Genomic DNA, 20,687 nt, shown 5'->3' with positions numbered 1-20,687 from the left:
GGGTGCCGTATGCCAGCTGTACTTGAAGGGGGTTGCCTCTGCGGCAAGGTCAGGTTCCGAACGACCCAGCCGCCGATGCGCACGTTCGCCTGCCATTGCACCTTCTGCCAGCGCATGACCGGCACGTCGTTCTATGCCGAGTCGCTCTTTCCGATGGACGCCGTGCAGTTCAACAACGGCGAACTGCGGCAGTACGCGCATCGCTCGGACGGCAGCCACAAGAGCGTCTTCGTTCATTTCTGCCCCTCGTGCGGCACGACGATGGGCCTGACCTTCGAACGCTGGCCCGAGGTCCGAGCCATCTCGCGCGGGTGCTACGACGATCCGAATGTGGTCGAACTCACGAGCCACATCTGGACGCGTTCTGCACAAAGCGGCGTGGCCCTGCCGGCCGATGTCGATTGCTTTGCCAGGGCGCGGGCCACGCCTGATGGTCAGCCGGAATTGGCTTCGCGGCATGGAACGCCTGTGCTGGCGCGGCACGACGATGGCGCCTGAACCTTCGCGGCGACCGGGATTCGATCACCCGCCACTCGCAGCGTTCCAGAACGCGTTCGCGGCCTTCCCCAAAAGCTCGCCATCGCGATAGAGCCTTACTTCCAGCGGCACTTCCCACTCGTTGCCCGCCGCGGCAACGAGTCGACCCTGGTTCATATCGTCGTCCACCAGCGTCTGCGGCAGCCACGCAATGCCCCTGCCGTCCAGCACCATCGTTCGAAGCACGGAAGCCAGATGCGCCGTGAAGACGGCCTGCGCGGGAACCGACTCCAGCCTGCGGCCGATCACGGCGCGCATGATGCGTCCCAGCCCTGACTCCTCCGTGTACTGGAGCATCGGGACTGCGGCGTCGCCCCGCCGCGCGAGCTGATGACGCGCGCGCCCCTCCCCGTCCGGCGCCGACACCGGAATCAGCAGATCCTCGCCGATGCGGGTCGACCTGTACGGCTCCGCATCCAGCGCCCCTTGCGCCTTGCCGTGCGCGTGGCTCAGCACGAACTGGACCTTGCTTTGCAGCATCAGTGCTTCGCAACGCTGAAGCACGTCGGACATCAGTTGCACCGGCCCGAGCGTCGTGTTCGATTCGAGGCTTCGCAACCATCGCGGCAAAAAAGTGAACGAGAGCGCATGCGTGGACGCGATGCGCAAGGTGACCGAACTGGCCTCTGCCACCTTCCTGGCGTCGCCCGGCACCCGCGCGACGCGGGCGATCAACTCCTGCGCCACGCCGGTGAACCATTCGCCGGCCTCGGTCAGCTGGGCGGGTTGCGAACGCCGGTCGAAAAGCTCGGCGCCGATCCACTCTTCCAGGGCACGAATGCGCCGGCTGAACGCGGGTTGGGAACTGTGGCGGTCCTCGGCGGCGCGCGAAAAATTTCCCGTGGCGGCCAGGGCCATGAAGTCTTCAAGCCAGATCAGATTCATGTGCGGTTCGTCCAGTGCATGAAAGCAGCGAAAAGGAGCATTGGCCCAAACATCCCGCGCGGCGGACCATCGCGGCTCTCAATCAGAAGTTCCCTGGAGCCAGTCATGAAGATCGTCGAAATCCGCGAGAAAACCATCCCCATCAGTTCGCCCATCCGCAACGCCTACATCGACTTTAGCAAGATGACGCTGAGCCTTGTCGCAGTGATCACCGACGTGGTCCGCGACGGCAAGCCGGTGGTCGGCTATGGCTTCAATTCGAACGGCCGCTACGGCCAGGGCAAGCTGATGCGCGAGCGGTTCATTCCGCGCATCCTCGAGGCCGACCCGTCTTCGCTCGTCGACGACACGGGCGACAACCTCGACCCGCACAAGATCTGGAACACCATGTTCACCAACGAGAAGCCCGGCGGCCATGGTGAACGCTCCGTGGCGATCGGCACCATCGACATGGCCGTGTGGGACGCCGTGGCAAAAATCGAAGGCAAGCCCCTCTTCCAGTTGCTGGCCGACCGCTACGGCGACGGCAAGCCGAACCGCAAGATTTTTGTCTACGCCGCGGGCGGCTACTACTACCCCGGGCAGGACCACCGGAAGCTGCAGGACGAGATGCGCAGCTACCTCGACCGCGGCTACACGGTCGTCAAGAAAAAGATCGGCGGTGCCTCGCTCGACGAAGACCTTCGGCGCATCGACTCCATCATGGAAGTGCTGCAGGACGGCCAGAAACTGTGCGTCGACGCGAACGGGCGCTTCGACCTGGAGACCGCCATCGCCTACGCCAAGGCACTGTCGCAATACGACCTGTTCTGGTACGAGGAGCCGGGCGACCCGCTGGACTTCGAACTCCAGGCGGCGCTGCGCAACTTCTACAAGAACCCGATGGCCACGGGCGAAGACCTCTTCTCGATGCAGGACGCGCGCAACCTCATCCGCTACGGCGGCATGCGCCCCGACCGCGACTGGCTGCAGTTCGACTGCGCGCTGAGCTACGGCCTCGTGGAGTACCTGCGCACGCTCGAGATGCTCAAGGAGCACGGCTGGTCGGCCAGCCGCTGCATCCCTCATGGCGGACACCAGATGTCATTGAACATCGCCGCGGGGCTCGGGCTGGGCGGCAACGAGTCCTACCCCGACCTGTTCCAGCCGTTCGGCGGATTCCCCGATGGCGTGAAGGTCGAGAACAGCCATGTGACGCTGCCTGACCTGCCCGGCATCGGCTTCGAAGGCAAGGCCGACCTGTACCGCGAGATGCAGGCGCTGTCGGCCTGACGTCCCAAAACCCAAGGAGACAAAACCATGACCCATCTTTGGCGCTGCGGCGCCGGCCTCGCCGTGCTCGGATTCGCTTCGCTGGCATGCGCCGAGTTTCCGGACAAACCCGTCACGCTGGTCGTGCCTTTTTCCGCCGGCGGGCCCAGCGACAAGATCGCCCGGGACCTGGCCGAGGCGCTTCGCAAGCCGCTGGGCCAGACCGTCATCATCGAAAACGCCGCTGGCGCGGGCGGCACGGTGGGCTCGGCCAAAGTGGCGCGCGCCGCACCGGACGGCTACACGCTGCTGGTGCATCACATCGGCATGGCCACCGCGCCGGCCCTGTACCGCAAGCTCAGCTACAAGGTGCCGGACGATTTCGAAACCCTGGGTGTCATCAACGAAGCACCTTCGGTGCTGATCGGCAAGCCGAGCCTCACTGCCAACAACTTCGCCGAGTTGCGCCAGTGGATCGCGTCGAACGGCGGCAAGGTGAACCTCGCCAACGCGGGGCTCGGTTCCGCATCGCACCTGTGCGGCCTGATGCTCCAGGGCGCACTGAAGACAAGCATGACGCCCGTGCCCTACAAAGGCACCGCGCCGGCGATGACCGACCTCATCGGCGGCCAGGTCGACGTGATGTGCGAACAGGCGACCAACGCGGTACCGCAGATCGAAGGCAAGAAGGTCAAGGTCTACGGCATCACCAGCTTGCAACGGCTGCCGCTCGCCGCGCTGAAGGACACACCGACCTTGTCGGAAGCCGGACTGAACGACTTCAACGTCCAGGTCTGGCACGGCGTGTACGCACCGCGCGGCACGCCTGCCGCCGTGCTCGCCAAGCTCAACGCCGCGCTGCGTGCCGCACTGAAAGACCCGGACCTGGTCAAGCGGGAGGAGGCGCTCGGCCTCACCGTCGTCAATGACGACCGGCTCGACCCCGGCGGCCACAGGAAGTACCTTGAAGCCGAGAAGGCCCGGTGGTCGAAGGTGATCAAGGACGCTGGCGAATACGCCGACTGATGCGACGACGCCGAGCGGGCACGTCAGGGCAAGGACATTGCGCGGAGATTCAACCAGCGCTTTTGAAAAGCATCGCGTCCGCGCAGGCCAGGCTCGACTCACATCGCTGTTGCCTGATCGCAGCGGGCCACCGCGGACGCTCTGCGAGCAGTGACAATCACCCCATGGCTCAAGGAAAACGCATTTCTTCCGACATCGGTGACGACGCGATCCACGCGATCAAGGCGTTCGGTGCTGCTGCCAAGATGGCGCGCACGACGGCTGGCGAGGGCCAGTCTGCCGCGGCCACCCGCCTGGGCGTTCACGTCCAGACGATCGCGCGCATCGAATCGGGGGAGCCGGGCGTCGCGATCGGGCACGTGCTCGGCATGCTGGCGCTCTACGGCATTTCGGCGACGCTGCAGCAACCACAGAAGCGGCCACCGGCAGACGGCAGCGAACCCGCATCCTGAATCGTCGGTTCAGTCCACGCGTTGCCGATGCCCGCATCGCGCCGCCTCACCGACCGGCCGACGCAGCGACAAAAACCGCCAGCTGCGCATCGAACGCGCGCTTGAATGCCGGCCGCGCTTCACCGCGTGCGACGTAAGCGAGCAGGTTCGGAAACTCGTTCAGCAATCTCGACGAGTTCAGCCGGCGCAGGACCATCACCATCATCAGATCGCCGGCGCTGAAGGCGCCGTCGAGCCAGTCGGCATCGCCCAGGCGGCTGGAGAGTTCGCGCAGTCGATGGCGCACGCGGTCGTCGAGGATCGGACGGCGCGCCTCGTGCCAGGGCTTGTCGCCCTCCACGTACCCGGCGCTCTCGCGCTCGACGATCGGCGGTTCCACGGTGTTGAGCGCGGCGAACAGCCAGGCGATTGCGCGGGCGCGGGCGTTCGCGTCTTTCGACAGCAAGCCGTCGTGATGCGTGGCGATGTGCAGCACGATGGCGCCCGACTCGAACAGCACCAGGTCGCCCTCTTCGTACGTGGGAATCTGGCCGAAGGGATGCAGCGCGCGGTGCGCGGGCTCCTTCATCTCGCGGAACGAGACGAGGCGAACGTTGCAGGGCTGCCCGGTTTCTTCGAGCGCCCAGCGCACGCGCATGTCGCGGGCCTGGCCCTTGCCGCGGTCGGGGGAGCTTTCAAACGCCGTGATCGTGGGAGTCATGCGAGGCCTCGGTGGGGTTGCCCGCGCATTCTCGGTGCGCCGCTCGCCGGCCGAACGGCCTGCGCGTTCTCAAGTTGCAACTTCGGTGACAACCTGCCAGGCATCACCCCCGGCAGTGCGCACCGGCTGGATGCCCCTACGACCCGTGCCCCCTCCCCCGATGCTGGAACAATGCGCCGATCTATGGATGGTCTCGATCTCATCAAAACGTTCCGCGAAGTCGCGTTCCGGCGCAGCTTCTCCCGCGCGGCCCTGTCGCTGGGCATGTCCAAGGCCACCGTCAGCCGCTATGTGGCCGAGCTCGAATCACGCAGCGGCGTGCGCCTGCTGAACCGCTCGACCCGCTCCCTGAGCCTCACCGACGCGGGCGAGGTGCTGCTGGAGCGCAGCACCGAGCTGGTGACGATGGCCGAGAACACGCTCAACGACCTGCAGGCGCACGGCTCGCATCCGCGTGGGCGCCTGCGCATGAGCGCGCCGCATGGTCTCATTGCGGGCTGGCTTTCGGACGTGATCGCGGAGTTCATCAAGCTCTACCCCGACGTGTACGTGAGCCTGAATTTCACCAACCACGACATCGACCTGATCGAGGCGGGCATCGACATCCACCTGACGGGTGGGCGCATCGACGACATGAACCTGATCGTGCGCCGGCTGGTGCGCTTCGACATGGTGGTGTGCGCGTCGCCCGCCTACTGGGCGCAGCGCGGCATTCCGCAGGTGCCCGAGGACATGGCGCGGCACGACGTGCTGAGCTATTCGCCGATGCCGACCACGCAGCTGCCTTTCGAAACCAACGGCGAGCCGCGCGAGGTGGCGGTGCACAGCCGCATGGAGGCCAACGACGCGGTCGCGCTGATCGAGCTGGCGCTGCGCGGCGTGGGCGTGGCCTACGTGCCCGAGCCACTGGCGCAGTCGCACCTGGAGCGCGGCGCGCTGGTGCCGGTGCTGCGCGACCACATGCCGCACGAGCACTGGCTGTACGCCGCCTACTCGCAGCGCCGCCACAACAGCGCGGCGATGCGCGCGATGCTCGACTTTCTCGAGAAATCGATGGGCCCCGTGCCCGAGCCCCTGCCCGCCGCCGTGCCGGTGGCGCTGCCGCCTTGCGGCACCACGGCCGCCGCCATCGCTGTACGCAGCGCACTCGTTCCCAACGGAAAGGCTCCGCCCACCCCATGACCTCGCCCGCGCTCCTGATCCGTCCACCGACACCCGAGGACTTCGCCGCCTGGAAGCCGCTCTGGGACGGCTACAACGCCTTCTACGGCCGCGAAGGGCCGACGGCTTTGCCCGACGCGATCACGCAGGCCACCTGGCAGCGCTTCTTCGATGCGTACGAGCCGGTGCATGCGCTGGTCGCCGAGCGCGACGGGCAGCTGGTGGGACTGGTGCATTACCTGTTCCACCGCAGCACGACGCGCATCGAGCCCAACTGCTACCTGCAGGACCTGTTCACGCAGTCGTCCGAACGCGGCCGTGGCGTGGGCCGCCAGCTCATCCAGGGCGTGTATGACGAGGTGCGGCGCGCGGGCACGCACCGCGTGTACTGGCAGACGCACACGACCAATGCAGCAGGCCGGATGCTCTACGACAAGGTCGCTAAGCACGAAGGCTTCATCGTCTACGCGACGATGGTCTGAAGGAACCCGCGCTGAAGATCAGTACTTGATGGTGATGCCGGCCTTCACGCCGGTGTTGGTCTTGCCGTCCGAATGCGCACCGGCCGAGAAGGAGACATCGCCTCCGCTCTTCGCACCCACCGAGTAGGTGGGCCGTTTGCCGGACGTGTCGGTACCGGCTTCGAGGGCGCTGCCGTCCGGACGCTGCACGCCGACCGTGGCGCCGTTGGTGCGGGCCGAGGTTTCGGTGGAATCGACGTGGGGCGCGATGTAGGTCGTGCCCTTCTCGTCGCTGTCGATGGGCACCTTCACAGGTTCCGCGATGGCCACCACGGCCGCTGTGCAGGCAGCGGCACCCAGGAACGCAAGAATCACTCTGTTCATGGGCCCCGATAGTGCGTGCTGGCCGTCGCGCGGACTGTGGGGATGGCCTCCCCTGCCGCGTAGGACAAGGGCGGTGGTTTCGGCGGCGCTTCAGTGCCATGGCAGGTTGAACAGGATGGCGGGCTCGGCGCGCAACGGCGCCATCGACCTCGTGCCGCCGACCGCGAAAGCGAGCCCCCCAAAGCCGCGCCAGTTGTTGCGCACGGCGATGGAAAGCCACAGCGCCATGCCCAGCGCGTGAAGGGACCGGAACAGCCAGACGAAAGTGGGGAGATTCATCGGAGCGCCTGCGGCGTTAAATATCAAAGATTATTCTTTGATATTTAAAACATCCGCGGGTCTGCTGTCAAAGTCCCTCCAGCAAGGTCGAATGCCATGAACACCGCCACCACCCCACCCGGCCCGTCACCCGACGCGCTCGAACACCTGCTGGCCGCCGGCCGCGATGGCGCCCTGCTGCGCATGAGCCTCGCGCTGGCGTACCACCGGCGCGACGACGCACCCACGGCCCTGATGCATGTCGAGAGGGCGCTCGCCTTCGACCCCGAGTTCACGGCCGCATGGCGGCTGCAGGGTCTGCTGGCGCTGGCGCTTGGCGATGCCGCGAAGGCCGAGGCCTCGTTTGCGCAGGCGCTGGAAGTGGCCCAGCGGCGCGGGGAGCTTCAGCTGGTGAAGGAACTCACCGTGCGGCTGCGGCGCCTGCGTGCAGCGCCACCGCCGCACGCAGACGCGGCTTCAGATTGAGACGGCGTTGGCGTGCGGATGCTCGAAGAGCGCACGCCTCCTTTCATCAGCGATGCGCCACACTCAGGTCAGGCGCGCGATAGACCTGTCGGCCATCCACGTAGGTCGCCACCGCGGTCAGGTTCTCGATCTCGGCTTCGGGCACCGTCAGGTAATCGGCCGACAACACCACAAAGTCAGCCAGCTTGCCAGCCTCGATCGAGCCCTTCCGCTCGGCTTCGCCGTTCAGATCCGCGTAGTTGATCGTGAACATGCGCAGCACGTCGACCCGGTTCACGCGTTCGTCGCTGCCGTAAACACCGGCGTTGACGGTGTCGCGCGTGATGAAGTGGTACATCGCCCAGAAGGGATTGACCGGCATGTTCCCCGAATCGGTGCCGCCCACGAGCTGGAAGGCGTTTTTCATGAAGGTCTTCACCGGCGTGACGTGCTCGGCGCGAGCGCGTCCCCAGTAGCTGGCCAGCACCGGCGCGGCCACGTACAAGTGCGACTGCACCGACAGGTTGAGACCCAGGGCCCGGATGCGGACAAGCTGTTCTTCGCGCACCACGAACGCATGCTCGATCGTCCAACCTCTGACGGCACCCGGCGCGGCCTTGTCAAGGTTCTCCCAGGCAGCGAGCACCTGGTCGAGTGCAGCGTCACCCACCACGTGAACGGCCACCCGGTACTTGCTGCGCGACCATTCCCGCACGACCTCCTCGTGCGCTTGTGCCGTGACCAGCGGCAGTCCGTAGAACGTGCCGCCCTTGCCGAACGGCTCGCTGTAGGGACGCGTCATGAAGCCGCCCTCGAAGCCCCCGTCGACCGAGGTCTTCGCACCCCAGATGCGGGCCCAATCGTCGCCCTCGCCCGGCGGCAACTTGGCCGCAGCGATGATGCTGCGCACCTGTTCGGCCGTGCTCACGGGCGCCATCGAATTGAGCAACAGCTGGAAGCGCAGGTTCAGCTTGCCTTGCGCCTGGAGCTGACGGATCAATGCGTAGGCGGCGGGCACATCGGTGCCGGTGAACATGCCGGGCACACGCACGCTCGTGATGCCGAGCGCATTGAGCTTGCGCTGCATTTCCTCCAAGTCGGCGCTGTCGAACTTCTTCGGCGTCGGCAGGACCATGAGCGAGCGCGCGTTGTTGATCAGCATGCCGGTGAGCTTTCCGCTGTCGTCCTTCTGGATCAAGCCGCCCGGCGGCGACACGGTGTTCTCCGTGATCTTCCACTTGGCCAGCGCCGCGCTATTGAGCACCGCCGTCAGACCGCCGCGATGCAGCACGAGCGGATGCTCGGGCGCCACGGCGTCCAGCTCGACGAGCGTAGGCATGCGCACCTCTTGCAACTGGGCCTCGTGCCAGTCGGAGTTGCTCTGGATCAATTGCCCCGACGCCGCCGCCGCCACGGCCTTGCGGAGCACGTCGAGCAGTTCGGCCATCGTGCGGGTGCCCGACAGATCGATGCCTGGCCCGCCTCCCGCGCCGTGCAGATGCCCGTCGGCCAGCCCCGGCACGACCGTGCGCCCGCCGAGGTCGATCACGCGTGTGTCGTCGCCGATGTGCTGCATCATCTCGGCGCGGCTGCCGACCTTGAGAAAGCGCCCGTCCTTGACCGCGAAGGCCTCGGCCACGCCGTTGCCCTTGTCCACCGTGAGCACCTTGGCGTTGGTATACACCGCCTGCGCAGCCGTCTCGCGCGGCAGCGAGAAGCCCGCCCCGCCACCGCCACTCCCACCGCCGCAGCCCGCCGCGGCCATCACCAACGCGGTCGCACCGATCCCCCGGCCCCACCCGGTTGTTCTGAATTTGTTCATTCGCCTTGTCTCCTTGTGTGGTGTCGCGCCTGACGCGGCGACCCGCACACCCGAGCGAAAGCCCGGCGCAGCGCCGCCTTCAAGCGAGCATTGAGCGAAGGGCCCGCATCGTTCATCGAACTGGTGCGGCCCCTCGCCTGTTCTTCTTCTCGGCGCTCGCTGTCAGCGCCTGCACGACGGCCTCGGGGGCCATCCGTTCGACATCAATCCCACGCACACGACGCGTCGAAGTGTGCGGTATTCGATGTCGACGCAATTTACTTTAGAGATGAACCATACAGACGTCAACCAGATGAATACCCGCAGGGCCCGGCGGAGAGACCCGGACGGGCTCCGCCTCAGCCCATCGCCAGCGGATTGAGCCCAGGCTCACCGACGCGCGTGAGGGTGTTGCGGTCGGTGTGATGGAAAGGCTCGGCCTGGCCCTGGATCTGCATCACGGTGTCCTGGTCGTACGACCAGGTGCCATCGGGGTTGATCTTCACCGTGATGTTCCACGCCAGCGTGGTGAAGGCGCGCTCGATGAACGGGTTCGACACGATGCCGTTCACCAGGCTGCCGCGCTCGGCGCTGAGCGTGAACTGCGTGTCGCCGGACTTCACGCGTCCGCTCGCCATGGCCACCTGCCCGCGCGGAATGGCCAGCGTGTGGAACACGGTGCCGGTGGCCGGCTCCCACAGCCAGTAGCCCACCTGGTCGTGGTACATCTTCGTGAGGCCGGGCTTGTGGATGTAGGTGTGATAGCGCAGGCCGTACAGCAGCTGCGGGCCGTTGGTCTGCGCGTCGATGGGCTGCAGCTCATAGTGCTCGACATACACCTGCGTCTTCGGGCCTTCCTTCTTCGGCTTGACGTCGACGCCCTTCATGCCCTCCCAGATGCCCGCCATGGGCCGCAGCGGGCCGAGGTTGGCGAGCGTGTCGGGGTCCGCCGGGGGTTCGGTGTAGATGTCTTCGGGAGTGGTCATGGGTTTGTCGTGGGAGAAAAAACAAGGGAAAACGTGTCGGTTCTGATTCTGCTTGAGTGCCACGATCGCCCGGCCGTCATCAGAGCGTGCCCCACACCTGCACGAGTCCGACGAGGTGCACCACCCCGTACACGAGGCACACGAGCGAGCTCCACACCCAGAAGGCGCTGAGGCGTCGCCGGTCGAACAGCCACATCGCGGCGGCGACGAGCCCGCGCAGCAGGTACACCGCGGTGATCGCGGGCAGCACCAGCGACTGCGAAGGCAACGGCTGCAGCACCCCGGCGCCCGCGAGCGCATAGGCCGCCCACACGCCCAGCATGCCGGCGATGAGCAGCGTGACGGCCACCGGGTACAGGTGGCCGGCCTGCGCGCTCACGGCCATGCGCTCGCCCGCGCCGAAGAAGCGGTACCAGGCCGGGCCGCCGAAGATGATGCACAGGTGCAGGAGGGCGGCGATGGCGCTCAGCACGGCGCCGGCGATCAGGAAGACGTTGGTGGTCACGCAGGCTTTCTCATGGAATCAGAACAGCAGCTCGCGCGCGCGGACGGCCTCGCGCTCCGGGCCGAACGCACCGAAGCGCACGGGCAGGCCGCTGAGGGCTTCCGCACGCCGGACCCAATCCGCCGCGCCGGCGACGGGGTGCGGTTCGTACAGGGGCTGGACGCCTTCGAGCAGGCGGGTCAGCGCGTGCTGGTGGTCGAGGTCGGGCGCGTCGCTCAGCGGCAGCGACGACAGTGTGCGGCCGTCGGCGTCGCGGTAGCCGGTGCACCAGCGCAGGTCGGCCTGCGCGACCGCATCGAGGTGGCTCGCAAGCAGACCGTCGAGCCGCCCGGCGGCGGCGAGCGCGTAGCGCATCAGCACGGCGTCGGGGTGGCCGCGTCGGAATGCGCCCTGCCAGCCCTCGTCGGCGTTGTGCGGCTCGGCCAGCCGCGCATCGAGCGCACGGTCGTGCGTGGGCAGCGGGCCAGCGCCGTGCCGCGTGAGGTGGCTGCGCAGCACGCCCAGGTGCTGCACGGGCGCCGCGATGCCCACGTCGCGCAACACCGCCTCGACCGCGGCGGTGGAGACGGTGCTCCAGGTGGTGTGCGGATGAAAGCCGCGCCACTCGTCGAGCAGCACGCCCTGCGCACCTTCGAACAGCAAGGTGCCCGGAAGCGCGAGCCGCGCGCCGATGGCGTCGGCGCTCGCAGGCGGCGACTGGCGCAGGCACGGTTGCACGGCGTCGAGCCAGCGCTGGGCGAGCGAGGGGTCGGCGAGCACGCTCAGCTCTTGCGCGACATTGGCCGACGAAGGCGTTGTGTTCGCGAACGCGCGGTGCAGCGCGAGGCGCAGGGCTTCGAGGTTGTCGAGCGTGCGCGCGCGGTGAACCAGATCGCCGTAGTGCAGCGCCGTTTCAGGCACTGCCAGCGCCTGGCGCACGGTCTCGCCCACGCCGACGCCGCAACTGCCGTGCGCCGCTGCGCCGCGCGCCCACTCGCGCAGGCGGCCGGCCGCCTGATGGAACGGCGTGGTCACGCGGCAGCGTGCGTCGATGAACAGGCGCGCGAACGCGTCGGGCACGCCGGCGCGCTGCAGCACCTCGGCCTCGACGCGCAGCGCGGTCGGGTGCACCACCACCGGGCTCGCCAGCACGGTCGCGACGCCCGCATGGAAACTGCCCGCACCGAACTGCGAGAACGTGTGATGGCGGCCATCGGCCAGCACCACGTTGTGGCCGGCCTGCGCGCCGCCGTTGAAGCGCACGACGGTGTGAACGTCCCAGGCGCCGCACAGGAAATCGGTGAAGCGGCCCTTGCCGCAGTCGCCGAAGCCGAGGCCGAGCAGCGAGGTGTAGCGCGTGGAGGTCAACAGCGGGCCATCAGCCGAAAAGCCGCTTCCACCACGAACTGCGCGCGCCGTCGCCCGCGACGGGCACGGCGCGGCGCGGTGCGGTCGGATCGAGCAGCGCGGCGTAGCCGTCCAGCGCGTGGAGCACGCCGCCGACGCGTTCCTTGGCCATGCCGGTGGCCGCCATCACACCGGCCAGCGCGTCGAGGCTGGGCACCGCCTTCTCGGTGAGCGCGACGATGCCGGCGGCGACCGCGCAGGCGTCGTCGGGCGAGTCCATGCAGATCACATGGTCGCCGAGCAGCTCGCGCCAGCGCGGCTCGCAGCGGCGACGGCGTTGTGCGTCGGGAATCAGGAAGAACAGGTGCGTGGTCTCGGCCGCGGCGGCGATGACTTCTTCGATGGGAATGTCCTCGTCGAGCTTCTCGCCGATGAGGCCTTCGACCTGGTGGCGCGACACGGCCGGGTACGGCAGCTCGTCGCCGGTGACGAACAGGTAGCCGCGCTTCTTGCGCTTCACCCAGCAGTCCATGTCGGTGTGCTGCGCCATGACGTAGAAGGCGAGCTCGTAGCTCTCTTCGCCGCTTCCCCCGCCGCCGCCTTCGAGGTAGCTCCAGGTGAGCCACTGGTCCATGAGATTGGCGGTCGATTCGAACTGGCCCACCTGCAGCGGCGCCTGGTCGGAAGTGGCGTCGCCGATGGCCATGAACAGCAGCTGGGGATCGGCCACGCCGCAGTCGGTCAAGAGCTTCATGAAGGTGGGCAGTTCGCGGCGTGCGAGCGTCTGCGGGATGTCGCCCATCGAGCCGGTGACGTCGAGCGCGAACGCGATGCCCAGCGAGTTCGGGTGGTCGGCGTTGTCGCGCGACTCGCGCACCTTGAGCCCCTGCGGGTTCATGAGCGGGTGGGTGGCGGTCTGCGTGAAGACCTCGCTGCCGGACTTGGTGGCGCGGTCGGCCACGATGGCCGCGTGGGCGGCATGCGAGTAATTTCCGTAACCCATGGACGTGCTCCTTCGTGCAGGAAAAAAAGTGAAAGGCTGACGGGCCGCTACCGAACCGGCGCGGGGTCGAAATGAACGAAGCGCGGCGGCCCGAAGGCCTCGCGCGAAGCGGCCGACAGTGCCTGCTCGATGCCCTGCGCGCCCAGGCGTTCGCAGGCGATGGCGTCGTCGCTGCATTCGCGCAGCAAGGCGACCAGCGGCGCGGAGGTGGCGCTGTCGGACAGCAGCGCGCGCACGCTGCGGGCCGACGCCATCAGGTCGCGCCCGATGGCGCCGCCCGACACGTCCTGCCTGGCCTGCGACCAGCCGATGAGCAGCACGCCGTGGTCGCGCGGATGCACGAGTGAGTGCGTGGGCGCGAGCGCGCGGTGCGTCCAGCCGGCGCCGTGAACAAAGGCCAGCACCTCGAGCATGCGCCGCCAGAGCCAGACGGCATGGCGCGCATCGATGCCCTGCGGGTTGGCCTGCTGCACCTCCTGCAGGCTGCCCCAGAAACCGGTCGGGTGGCGCAGCACGAGCGCCTGCCGCTCGCCGTCGCCAAGACCCTGAGCCACACCCAGGCCCAGCGGCTGCGGCAGCCGCCGCGTGAAGTAGGCCGCGCCGGGCACCGACAACGCCTGCAATGACTGCAGCACGGCGGCCTCGCGCGCCAGCACGGCGCCGCCGGCCGCGTCGCGCGCGAGCTTGATCGTCACGCGCTCGGGTAGTGCTCCGAGCCGTTCGGCGAGCAGCACCTCGCTGTGCTCGCCGTGGCCCAGCGGGGCGAGCACGCGGTAGTGCGCGCCGCGCCATTGCAGGAGGCGACCGGTGTCCGACAGCCGCGCCGCATTGGCGCGTCGCCAGGCGGCGCGAAAGCTCTCGCGCTCGACGGTTTCGGTGCCGCGCGTGATGGTGGTGCCGCAGTAGCCGCAGGTGACGGTGCGCCAGCGCGCCGCGCGCGGCAGCGGAGCCGAGCATTGGGGGCAACTCAGTGCAAGCAGCGACAGCATGGCCGCGCCCTCCTCTTCAGTTCTCTTGCGGCGCGGACGTGTCCGGCGAAGCCAGCACGCGGTCGATGCGGCGCCCTTCGAGCGCCACGATCTCGAAGCACCAGCCGGCGCACTCGATGCGCTCGCCCACGGCAGGCAGGTGGCCCGACACGGACATCAGCAGGCCAGCCACGGTGTTGTAGCGGCCGCGCTCTTCATCGGGCAGCTCGCGGATGCCCAGGCGCGCGCGCAGCTCCGACACGGGCATGAGCCCGTCGAGCTCCCACACGTCGTCGGCGCGCTGGTGGGCCCAGGCGTCGGCCTGCATGCCGGGCTGCAGCTCGCCGGTGATGGCTTCGAGCAGGTCGCGCGGCGTCATGAGGCCCTGTACCACGCCGTACTCGTCGACCACGAACACGAGTCGGCCGGCGCGCGTGCGGAACTGTTCGAGCAGCTCCATGCCGGTGAGCGTCTCGGGCACGAACACGGCGGGCGTGGCCTCCTGGCCCAGCACGCCGTGGTGCGCAGAACCCAGGCGCAACAGGTGTGCCACGCTGATCACGCCGACCACGTCGTCCAGCGAGTTGCGGCACACGGGGTACCACGAGTGCACGAGGTTCAGCGTCGCCGCGTCCGCCACCTTCTGCAGCGCCTGCGCCACGGTGTTCGACGCGTCGAGCCATTCGATGTCGGCGCGCGGGATCATGAGCGACGACAGGCGCCGGTCGTCCAGGTGGAACACGTTGCGCACCATCTGATGCTCGTGCTGCTCGATGACGCCGGCGTCCACGCCCTCTTCGAGGCTGGCCGAAATTTCTTCTTCAGTGACCGAGCGCGCGGCGTTGGCGTCGATGCGCAACAGCTTCAGCGTGGCGGCGGTGGCGCCGGCCAGCAGCCAAACGAAAGGCTTGGCGCCCTTGGCCAGCCCGCGCATGGGGCGCGCCACGAAGCGCGCCACCGGCTCGGGGTACAGCTGGCCAATGCGCTTGGGCACCAGCTCGCCGAAGATGATGGTGAAGAAGGTGATGCAGGTCACGACCAGCGCGGTCGACACGATGCTGGCGGTGGCGGCGCCCATGCCGACGCTTTCCATCCACACCGCGAGCGGACCTGCGAAGGCGGCCTCGCCGACGATGCCGCTGAGCATGCCGATGGAGGTGATGCCGATCTGCACGGTCGACAGGAACTGCGTGGGCGATTCCATCAACTTCAGCGCCGCCTCGGCGCCGGTGTCCCCCGTTTCGGCCAAGGCCGCGAGGCGTGCGCGGCGGCTGGTGGAAAGGGCCATTTCGGACATTGCGAACACCGCATTGAGGGTGGTCAGCAAGGCCAGCAGGAAGACATCCATGAACAGAGGGGGAGAATGAGGGAATGTCACTTTACTGTATCGGCGACGTCCAGGGCTGCGATGCCCCCCTGGGCCGGCTGCTCGACAAGATCGATTTTTCTCCCAGCCGCGACACGCTCGTGGTGCTCGGCGACCTGGTCAACCGGGGCCCCGATTCGGCGGCGGTGCTGCGCCGCCTGCAGGGCTACGGCGCGGCGGCGCTGAGCCTCTTGGGCAACCACGACCTGCACCTGCTGGGCGTGGCGCACGGCGTGCGCAAGCCGGGCCGCAAGGACACGGTGGCCGGGCTGCTGGCCGCTCCCGACAGCGAGGCGATGCTCGACTGGCTGCGCCAGCAGCACATGGCGCTGCACAGGCAGGTCGGCGGTGGCGACCTGCTGATGGTGCACGCCGGCGTGCTGCCGCAGTGGACGGTGGGCGAGACGCTCGCATTGGCATCAGAGGTCGAATCGGTGCTGCGCGGCCCCGCACTGGGCGACTTCCTGCACGAGATGTACGGCAACACGCCCGACCACTGGGACGACGCGCTCACGGGCCATGCGCGGCTGCGCGTGATCGTCAATGCGCTGACGCGCCTGCGCTACTGCACGCCCGAAGGCGTGATGGAGTTCGAGAGCAAGGACGGCGCGATTCCCGGCCCCGAGGGCTTCCTGCCGTGGTTCGACGTGCCGGGCCGCAAGAGCGCCGCGGCCACCGTCGCGTTCGGCCACTGGTCGACGCTGGGCTGGCTGTCGCGGCCCGACCTGCTGTCGACCGACACGGGCTGCGTGTGGGGCGGCTGCCTCAGTGCGGTGCGCTTCGGCGCGACGCTGGACCAGCGCGAGCTGATCCAGGTGACCTGCGAGCAGGCGCAGAAGCCCGGCAAAGGGGCTTGAACGACAAAGGCTCGTGCGGGCTCAGAACCCGTGCGTCATCAGCGCGTAAACCGTCTGCACGCCGGTCACGTCGTTGCCCATGGGCAGGTTCTCGTTCGCTGCGTGCTGGTTGATGTCGGCGTTCACCAGCGGAATGGTCGCAAACGGCATCTGCAGCACATCCGTGCCGGCCAGCAACCGCTTCGAGGCATCGCCAACTTCGTGCTGCAGGACGGTGGCCAGGGCATCACAGGCGAGATCACCGTGCGCGACCGGCTGCAACGCGGCGACCTTGTGGCGGCCGAGATCCGCGAGCCCGGCATCGCCGCCGGTTGGCTTCCTATGGCTCAGTTGCGCGCAGGCGCAGGAGCCGGAAACCTGATCACCCGCGGCTGCGTCGCGCCCGACGGACGCAGCAGCCCGCGCCGTGTCGCCTCGTGCACGGCTTGCGTGCGCGAATGGACCGACAGCTTGCGATAGATGCTCTTGATCTGGCTGGCGACCGTGCTGTCGGAGCGGTGCAGCGCCTCGGCCACGCGACGGTTGCTCCAGCCCTGGGCCACGAGTTCCAGTACCTTGAGTTCGCGCGGCGAGAGCAGGCCCTCATCGCAGGCTTCTTCGTGCGCCTTGTCGAGCCCGTGCGCTTCCTCGATGTCGCACACGATCTGGCGCGCCGTGCGCGCGGCCGCCCACACGTCGCCGCGCTCGACCGCCGCCATCAGGTTGGCCAGTTGCAACTGGTTGGCTTGTGCAAAGAGCCGCGCGGCGGCGTTCGCGGCCACCCCTGGGCTCAGGGTCGGCCCGTCGTCCAGTGCCGACATGGCACGCAGTTCGGCGCTTCCTTTGGACATGTCAATGCTCGCTCGGTCGGTCAACGCTCAGGGGAAAAAGAACCGGGCACTCCGACGCAATCCAGCGGGAGGCCCTGTCGCAAGCCTGAGGGCGATGCAAAAACCGGCTTGACCGTGCGTCTCAGTTCTTGGGAGAATTTTGCAAAATGTGTGAACTTTTTAACGACTAGTTAGTACTATTTGGCGAGAGCGGCTCTTCCCCCCGGCGCCGCTTCAACCCCGTCCATGACACAGCCCGCCGCCACGATCCCCGAACGCCCCCTCTCCCCGGGCGTGGCGCACAGTCACTTCGATGTGTTCACGGAGCCGCCCGACCGGCAGTTCCTGGCCTGGCGCGCGCGCGTCGGCCATGTGATGGACGCGCTGCCGTCGTCCGATGCGCTCCAGCGCCCGTTCCATGCCGCGATCGACCGCTACGACGTGGGCGGCCTCGTCTTCACCGATTGCCGCGCCGACGCGCTGGTGATGGAGCGCTCGCTGGCGCGCGTGTCGACCGACAGCGTGCGCGACTTCGCATTCCATGTGTTCGAGCACGGCCGCATGGACGACGTGCGGGTGCGCGCCGCGCCGCGCGCCCTGCGCAAGGGCGAGCCGCCGCCGGCGCCTGCGGGCACGGCCACCATCCTCGCGCTGGACATGAACCAGCCGGTGCGCCTGCGGCGCAGCGACTGCCGGGTTCACACCTTCTTCGTGCCCGGCGCGCTGGTGCAGGAGACCTTCCCCGACCCCGAGGCCCTGCACGGCCGCAGGCTCGCCTGCACCACGCCGCTGGCGCGGCTGGCGGCGGGGCACGCGATCTCGTTGGCGCACCACATCGGCGGCATGACGCCGGCGGCGGCCCAGAGTTCGGTGCGCACCGGCGCGCAACTGGTGGTGTCGGCTTTCGGCACGCAGGCCGGCTTCGAAGGCAACGCGCGCGCCGCGGCACGCGCCGCCATGTTCGACAAGGTGCGCCGCCATGTGCAGACCCACCTGCACCACACCGACCTCACGCCCGAGAGCGTGCTGGCCGCGCTGCAACTGCCGCGCCCCACGCTGTACCGCATGTTCCAGCACGAGGGTGGGCTGGGCAGCTACATCCGCAGCCTGCGATTGCGCCAGGCGGCGAGCGACCTCGTGCGCTACCCGCACGTGATGGTGACCGACATCGCCTACGGCGCGGGTTTTGGCAGCGCCTCGGACTTCAGCCGCGCCTTCCGTCGCACCTACGGCATCGCGCCGCAGGATTTCCGCGTGCAGGCGCTCGAACGACGCTTCTAGGCAATGGCGCCGAAGCCGGTGTCGAACGTGCCCTTCACGTCGAGCGGCTGCTTGATGAGCCCCACCTGCCGATAGAAATCGGCCGTGCCCTGCTGGTCGGCGATGACTTGCGCGTCGATGGGAATCCACTGCTGCTGGCGGCGCTCGAACTGCAGCTTCGCCGCCTCGGGCGGGATGCCGATGATGCGGGCGAGCGTGGCCGAGAACGCATCGACGTTGCGGTACGACCAGCGCTGCGCCTTTACCACGCGCTGCAAAAAGTCCTGCAGCACCGGCCGCTTGGCGGCGATGGCCGCATCGGTCGCCGCGAGGTAGCTCAAGCCCGGCAGCAGGCCGCGTCCGCTCACCAGCACGCGCGCATGGCGGCTGACCTCGGCGAGTGCGGTGTAGGGCTCCCAGGTGGCCCAGGCATCGACCGAGCCCTGCGTGAGCGCGAGCTTGGCGTCGGCCGGTGCGAGGAAGCGCAGGTTCACGTCCTCGGGCTTCAGGCCCGCCGCCGTGATCGCCTTGAGCGTGACGTAGTGGCCGATGGAGCCGCGGTTGGTGGCGATGCTCCTGCCCTTGAGCTCGGCCGCGTTCTTGAGTGGCGAATCGGGCCGCACCAGCACCGCCGTGCCGTACGCGTCCGAGCGGTTCGCGCCGATGGCCTTGACGCGCGTGCCGGCCGCGAGCGCGAAGATCAGCGGCGCATCGCCGATCGGGCCCGAATCGACCGCACCCGCGTTCAGCGCCTCGGCCAGCGGCGCGGCGGCCGGGAACTCCGACCACTGGATGGCATAGCCCAGGCCTTCGAGCCCGCCCGCCGCTTCGAGCAGCGCGCGCAGCCCGCCCTTCTGGTCGCCGGCCTTGAGCACCGGGCGGCCCTGGGCGCGGACGAAGGCAGGCAAGGTGGCGGTCGTGGCAGCGGCAAGGCCGCCGGCAAGCAGCTGGCGGCGCGATCGGTCGAGGTGCGAGGTCATGGTGTGTTCTCCGGTGAAGCAATGAAAAGGAAATCAGTGGATGAAGCCGCCCTTGACGAAGCGCACCGGCTCGGCGTCCATGCGGGCGATGAGCGCGCCCAGGCCATCGGGTGGCTGCACGGCGCCTTTCGCCAAGGCGGCCGACGGGCTGTCGCTGCGGCACAGCAGGTCGTCGTCGGACCAGCCCGCTTGCCCCGGCAGGCCGCGCACGCGCAGCCAGCCGTCGCGGTCGGCGATGAGCTGCATGCCCGCGAGCTGGTCGGTGCCCGCGATGAGCGCCAGCGCCTCCCACGCGGCCGGTGAATCGGCCACGCAATCGGCGGTGACGCCCGCCGCCTTCGCCCCGGGCGGCAGCAGCTGCACCGTCACCAGGCGCGGGTCTTCGCTCGGCGCAACGGCGCCTGCCACGACGCGCACACGCTGCCCGCGCCACTGCGCGAGCGAGCGGGGCGCCTGCGCGCCGCAGCGCACCGCCATGTCGGGCAGGCCGACGGGTTGCGGCCAGTGGCCCAGCGCACGCAGGCTCTGGCCCGCGCCCTGCGCCTTCATGTAGTCGATGAGTGCCCAGGCGTCGGCCGCGTCGAGCGGGCCCTCAAATCCGGGCATGGCGGCGGTGCCGTGAAGCACGCGCCAGAGCAGGTCGCCATCGGCGCGGCGCCACAGCAGCGGGCCCGTGAGGTTCGGCGGCCACACGGCCAGCGACGCGGCCAGCGGCCCTTCGCCCTTGCCGTCGGTGCCGTGGCAGTTCACGCAGTGCTGCGCGTAGAGCGCGCGCCCCTGCGCGATGGAGGCGGCCGTGAAGCCGGTCGGCGACACCTGCAAACTCGTCGGCGTCGCCGGCACCAGCACGACGTTCGCGTGGGGCCAGGGCGCGGCGATCAGCAGCATCGGCACCAGCGCGAGCAGGTACCAGCGCGGGCGCCGCCAGAGCAACGCGATCAACAGCAGCAGCAAAGCAACGCCGATGCACACCAGCGTCCACGCGAGGCTGCGCGCCTGCCCCAGGTCGATCAGCAGGTTCTCGCCCGACAGCCGGTGCGCCCACGGCCACGCCGGCTGGCCGTGCACCCTTTGCACGAGGCCGAGCGCATCGAGCACGCGCAGCAACTGCAGTTGGGCGCCCTGGAGCAGGTCGATCAGGAAATTGAGCCAGTCGGCTTCCGCCAGAGCGTTCATATCTGTTCAAGGGGGCCGCCGCGCACAGCCGCCCGAAGCGGCCGGCCCGCCCCCGGTAGGGGGTTGGCGA

The 20,687-nt window shown here is 68.5% G+C and carries 24 protein-coding genes; 9 read left to right on the top strand and 15 right to left on the bottom strand.

Annotated features, from left to right (window positions below):
* Positions 1 to 75 precede the first annotated feature (75 nt).
* On the top strand, positions 76 to 498 hold the full coding sequence (locus tag ASD34_RS06115) for a GFA family protein (RefSeq protein WP_235509987.1): 423 nt from the start codon (positions 76 to 78) through the stop codon (positions 496 to 498).
* 24 nt (positions 499 to 522) lie between these two features.
* Here ASD34_RS06115 and ASD34_RS06110 read toward each other — a convergent pair whose 3' ends face one another.
* Positions 523 to 1,422 (bottom strand): LysR family transcriptional regulator, encoded by a 900-nt coding sequence (locus tag ASD34_RS06110; RefSeq protein ID WP_056574295.1) that lies wholly within the window; start codon positions 1,420 to 1,422, stop codon positions 523 to 525.
* Between the two features lie 105 nt (positions 1,423 to 1,527).
* Here ASD34_RS06110 and ASD34_RS06105 point away from each other — a divergent pair, with 105 nt between their 5' ends.
* From ASD34_RS06105 to ASD34_RS06095, 3 genes are all read left to right on the top strand, one after another.
* Positions 1,528 to 2,694, top strand: coding sequence for a mandelate racemase/muconate lactonizing enzyme family protein (locus tag ASD34_RS06105; RefSeq protein WP_056574292.1), 1,167 nt, complete (start codon positions 1,528 to 1,530; stop codon positions 2,692 to 2,694).
* Between the two features lie 27 nt (positions 2,695 to 2,721).
* Positions 2,722 to 3,699 carry a tripartite tricarboxylate transporter substrate-binding protein gene (locus ASD34_RS06100; RefSeq protein ID WP_056574289.1) on the top strand — a complete coding sequence of 326 codons (978 nt, stop codon included), beginning with the start codon at positions 2,722 to 2,724 and terminating at the stop codon, positions 3,697 to 3,699.
* Between the two features lie 164 nt (positions 3,700 to 3,863).
* Entirely contained in the window at positions 3,864 to 4,151 is a 288-nt protein-coding gene (locus ASD34_RS06095) for a helix-turn-helix domain-containing protein (protein WP_056574285.1), read from the top strand.
* Between the two features lie 46 nt (positions 4,152 to 4,197).
* Here the strand turns inward: ASD34_RS06095 and ASD34_RS06090 are convergent, their stop codons facing one another.
* Positions 4,198 to 4,851 (bottom strand): glutathione S-transferase family protein, encoded by a 654-nt coding sequence (locus ASD34_RS06090; RefSeq protein WP_056574281.1) that lies wholly within the window; start codon positions 4,849 to 4,851, stop codon positions 4,198 to 4,200.
* 183 nt (positions 4,852 to 5,034) lie between these two features.
* Here ASD34_RS06090 and ASD34_RS06085 point away from each other — a divergent pair, with 183 nt between their 5' ends.
* A complete protein-coding gene (locus ASD34_RS06085; protein ID WP_056574278.1) occupies positions 5,035 to 6,033 on the top strand; it encodes a LysR family transcriptional regulator in 999 nt (332 codons plus the stop codon).
* Positions 6,030 to 6,494 (top strand): GNAT family N-acetyltransferase, encoded by a 465-nt coding sequence (locus ASD34_RS06080; RefSeq protein ID WP_056574275.1) that lies wholly within the window; start codon positions 6,030 to 6,032, stop codon positions 6,492 to 6,494. Before ASD34_RS06085 ends, ASD34_RS06080 begins: the two co-directional genes overlap by 4 nt.
* Positions 6,495 to 6,512: 18 nt before the next feature.
* Here the strand turns inward: ASD34_RS06080 and ASD34_RS06075 are convergent, their stop codons facing one another.
* Entirely contained in the window at positions 6,513 to 6,857 is a 345-nt protein-coding gene (locus ASD34_RS06075; protein WP_056574271.1) for a hypothetical protein, read from the bottom strand.
* Between the two features lie 90 nt (positions 6,858 to 6,947).
* Positions 6,948 to 7,136, bottom strand: a complete 189-nt coding sequence (locus ASD34_RS06070) for a hypothetical protein (protein ID WP_056574268.1) — start codon at positions 7,134 to 7,136, stop codon at positions 6,948 to 6,950.
* Positions 7,137 to 7,232: 96 nt separating this feature from the next.
* Here ASD34_RS06070 and ASD34_RS06065 point away from each other — a divergent pair, with 96 nt between their 5' ends.
* The gene (locus ASD34_RS06065) at positions 7,233 to 7,601 is read left to right on the top strand and encodes a hypothetical protein (RefSeq protein WP_056574265.1); all 369 of its coding nucleotides are present in this window, start codon (positions 7,233 to 7,235) and stop codon (positions 7,599 to 7,601) included.
* Positions 7,602 to 7,647: 46 nt separating this feature from the next.
* Here ASD34_RS06065 and ASD34_RS06060 read toward each other — a convergent pair whose 3' ends face one another.
* The 7 genes from ASD34_RS06060 to ASD34_RS06030 all read right to left on the bottom strand — a co-directional run bounded on the left by ASD34_RS06060 (position 7,648) and on the right by ASD34_RS06030 (position 15,517).
* Positions 7,648 to 9,450: an amidohydrolase gene (locus tag ASD34_RS06060; protein ID WP_235509986.1), complete on the bottom strand. Its 1,803-nt coding sequence runs from the start codon at positions 9,448 to 9,450 to the stop codon at positions 7,648 to 7,650.
* 290 nt (positions 9,451 to 9,740) lie between these two features.
* Positions 9,741 to 10,367, bottom strand: coding sequence for an FABP family protein (locus tag ASD34_RS06055; protein ID WP_056574259.1), 627 nt, complete (start codon positions 10,365 to 10,367; stop codon positions 9,741 to 9,743).
* A gap of 79 nt (positions 10,368 to 10,446) precedes the next feature.
* Positions 10,447 to 10,872: a hypothetical protein gene (locus ASD34_RS06050; RefSeq protein ID WP_056574256.1), complete on the bottom strand. Its 426-nt coding sequence runs from the start codon at positions 10,870 to 10,872 to the stop codon at positions 10,447 to 10,449.
* Between the two features lie 18 nt (positions 10,873 to 10,890).
* On the bottom strand, positions 10,891 to 12,219 hold the full coding sequence (locus tag ASD34_RS06045; RefSeq protein ID WP_056574253.1) for an adenylosuccinate synthetase: 1,329 nt from the start codon (positions 12,217 to 12,219) through the stop codon (positions 10,891 to 10,893).
* A 10-nt stretch (positions 12,220 to 12,229) separates the two neighbouring features.
* Positions 12,230 to 13,201 carry a hypothetical protein gene (locus ASD34_RS06040; protein WP_056574250.1) on the bottom strand — a complete coding sequence of 324 codons (972 nt, stop codon included), beginning with the start codon at positions 13,199 to 13,201 and terminating at the stop codon, positions 12,230 to 12,232.
* A 47-nt stretch (positions 13,202 to 13,248) separates the two neighbouring features.
* Positions 13,249 to 14,190, bottom strand: coding sequence for a hypothetical protein (locus tag ASD34_RS06035; RefSeq protein WP_056574247.1), 942 nt, complete (start codon positions 14,188 to 14,190; stop codon positions 13,249 to 13,251).
* Positions 14,191 to 14,206: 16 nt separating this feature from the next.
* Positions 14,207 to 15,517, bottom strand: coding sequence for a hemolysin family protein (locus tag ASD34_RS06030; RefSeq protein WP_056574243.1), 1,311 nt, complete (start codon positions 15,515 to 15,517; stop codon positions 14,207 to 14,209).
* 23 nt (positions 15,518 to 15,540) lie between these two features.
* Here ASD34_RS06030 and ASD34_RS06025 point away from each other — a divergent pair, with 23 nt between their 5' ends.
* Entirely contained in the window at positions 15,541 to 16,392 is an 852-nt protein-coding gene (locus ASD34_RS06025; RefSeq protein WP_056574241.1) for a symmetrical bis(5'-nucleosyl)-tetraphosphatase, read from the top strand.
* Between the two features lie 21 nt (positions 16,393 to 16,413).
* Here ASD34_RS06025 and ASD34_RS27475 read toward each other — a convergent pair whose 3' ends face one another.
* Together ASD34_RS27475 and ASD34_RS06015 are read right to left on the bottom strand one after the other, a co-directional pair.
* Entirely contained in the window at positions 16,414 to 16,653 is a 240-nt protein-coding gene (locus ASD34_RS27475; RefSeq protein WP_056574238.1) for a hypothetical protein, read from the bottom strand.
* A gap of 65 nt (positions 16,654 to 16,718) precedes the next feature.
* Positions 16,719 to 17,222, bottom strand: coding sequence for a response regulator transcription factor (locus ASD34_RS06015; RefSeq protein WP_082548510.1), 504 nt, complete (start codon positions 17,220 to 17,222; stop codon positions 16,719 to 16,721).
* A gap of 225 nt (positions 17,223 to 17,447) precedes the next feature.
* Between ASD34_RS06015 and ASD34_RS06010 the strand changes: the two genes are divergently transcribed.
* Positions 17,448 to 18,482, top strand: a complete 1,035-nt coding sequence (locus ASD34_RS06010) for an AraC family transcriptional regulator (RefSeq protein ID WP_056574232.1) — start codon at positions 17,448 to 17,450, stop codon at positions 18,480 to 18,482.
* On the opposite strand, the gene ASD34_RS06005 is transcribed toward ASD34_RS06010, so the two are convergent.
* Together ASD34_RS06005 and ASD34_RS06000 are read right to left on the bottom strand one after the other, a co-directional pair.
* Positions 18,479 to 19,441 carry an ABC transporter substrate-binding protein gene (locus ASD34_RS06005; protein ID WP_056574229.1) on the bottom strand — a complete coding sequence of 321 codons (963 nt, stop codon included), beginning with the start codon at positions 19,439 to 19,441 and terminating at the stop codon, positions 18,479 to 18,481. The genes ASD34_RS06010 and ASD34_RS06005 overlap by 4 nt on opposite strands.
* A gap of 33 nt (positions 19,442 to 19,474) precedes the next feature.
* Complete coding sequence (locus tag ASD34_RS06000) at positions 19,475 to 20,617, bottom strand: c-type cytochrome (protein ID WP_056574227.1); 1,143 nt, start codon at positions 20,615 to 20,617, stop codon at positions 19,475 to 19,477.
* Positions 20,618 to 20,687: the final 70 nt, after the last annotated feature.

It is taken from the genome of Variovorax sp. Root473, assembly GCF_001426505.1.
Taxonomy (GTDB): Bacteria; Pseudomonadota; Gammaproteobacteria; order Burkholderiales; family Burkholderiaceae_C; genus Variovorax.
Note: the sequence above shows the minus strand (reverse complement) of the source record. Positions and strands in the feature narration are given on the sequence as shown.

What these genes read in the sequence shown, in the direction of transcription:
- ASD34_RS06115 (WP_235509987.1), top strand. Translation starts at nt 76, where the DNA reads ATGCGCACGTTCGCCTGCCATTGCACCTTCTGCCAGCGCATGACCGGC.
- ASD34_RS06110 (WP_056574295.1), bottom strand. Translation starts at nt 1,422, where the DNA reads ATGAATCTGATCTGGCTTGAAGACTTCATGGCCCTGGCCGCCACGGGA.
- ASD34_RS06105 (WP_056574292.1), top strand. Translation starts at nt 1,528, where the DNA reads ATGAAGATCGTCGAAATCCGCGAGAAAACCATCCCCATCAGTTCGCCC.
- ASD34_RS06100 (WP_056574289.1), top strand. Translation starts at nt 2,722, where the DNA reads ATGACCCATCTTTGGCGCTGCGGCGCCGGCCTCGCCGTGCTCGGATTC.
- ASD34_RS06095 (WP_056574285.1), top strand. Translation starts at nt 3,864, where the DNA reads ATGGCTCAAGGAAAACGCATTTCTTCCGACATCGGTGACGACGCGATC.
- ASD34_RS06090 (WP_056574281.1), bottom strand. Translation starts at nt 4,851, where the DNA reads ATGACTCCCACGATCACGGCGTTTGAAAGCTCCCCCGACCGCGGCAAG.
- ASD34_RS06085 (WP_056574278.1), top strand. Translation starts at nt 5,035, where the DNA reads ATGGATGGTCTCGATCTCATCAAAACGTTCCGCGAAGTCGCGTTCCGG.
- ASD34_RS06080 (WP_056574275.1), top strand. Translation starts at nt 6,030, where the DNA reads ATGACCTCGCCCGCGCTCCTGATCCGTCCACCGACACCCGAGGACTTC.
- ASD34_RS06075 (WP_056574271.1), bottom strand. Translation starts at nt 6,857, where the DNA reads ATGAACAGAGTGATTCTTGCGTTCCTGGGTGCCGCTGCCTGCACAGCG.
- ASD34_RS06070 (WP_056574268.1), bottom strand. Translation starts at nt 7,136, where the DNA reads ATGAATCTCCCCACTTTCGTCTGGCTGTTCCGGTCCCTTCACGCGCTG.
- ASD34_RS06065 (WP_056574265.1), top strand. Translation starts at nt 7,233, where the DNA reads ATGAACACCGCCACCACCCCACCCGGCCCGTCACCCGACGCGCTCGAA.
- ASD34_RS06055 (WP_056574259.1), bottom strand. Translation starts at nt 10,367, where the DNA reads ATGACCACTCCCGAAGACATCTACACCGAACCCCCGGCGGACCCCGAC.
- ASD34_RS06040 (WP_056574250.1), bottom strand. Translation starts at nt 13,201, where the DNA reads ATGGGTTACGGAAATTACTCGCATGCCGCCCACGCGGCCATCGTGGCC.
- ASD34_RS06035 (WP_056574247.1), bottom strand. Translation starts at nt 14,190, where the DNA reads ATGCTGTCGCTGCTTGCACTGAGTTGCCCCCAATGCTCGGCTCCGCTG.
- ASD34_RS06030 (WP_056574243.1), bottom strand. Translation starts at nt 15,517, where the DNA reads ATGGATGTCTTCCTGCTGGCCTTGCTGACCACCCTCAATGCGGTGTTC.
- ASD34_RS06025 (WP_056574241.1), top strand. Translation starts at nt 15,541, where the DNA reads ATGTCACTTTACTGTATCGGCGACGTCCAGGGCTGCGATGCCCCCCTG.
- ASD34_RS06015 (WP_082548510.1), bottom strand. Translation starts at nt 17,222, where the DNA reads ATGTCCAAAGGAAGCGCCGAACTGCGTGCCATGTCGGCACTGGACGAC.
- ASD34_RS06010 (WP_056574232.1), top strand. Translation starts at nt 17,448, where the DNA reads ATGACACAGCCCGCCGCCACGATCCCCGAACGCCCCCTCTCCCCGGGC.
- ASD34_RS06005 (WP_056574229.1), bottom strand. Translation starts at nt 19,441, where the DNA reads ATGACCTCGCACCTCGACCGATCGCGCCGCCAGCTGCTTGCCGGCGGC.
- ASD34_RS06000 (WP_056574227.1), bottom strand. Translation starts at nt 20,617, where the DNA reads ATGAACGCTCTGGCGGAAGCCGACTGGCTCAATTTCCTGATCGACCTG.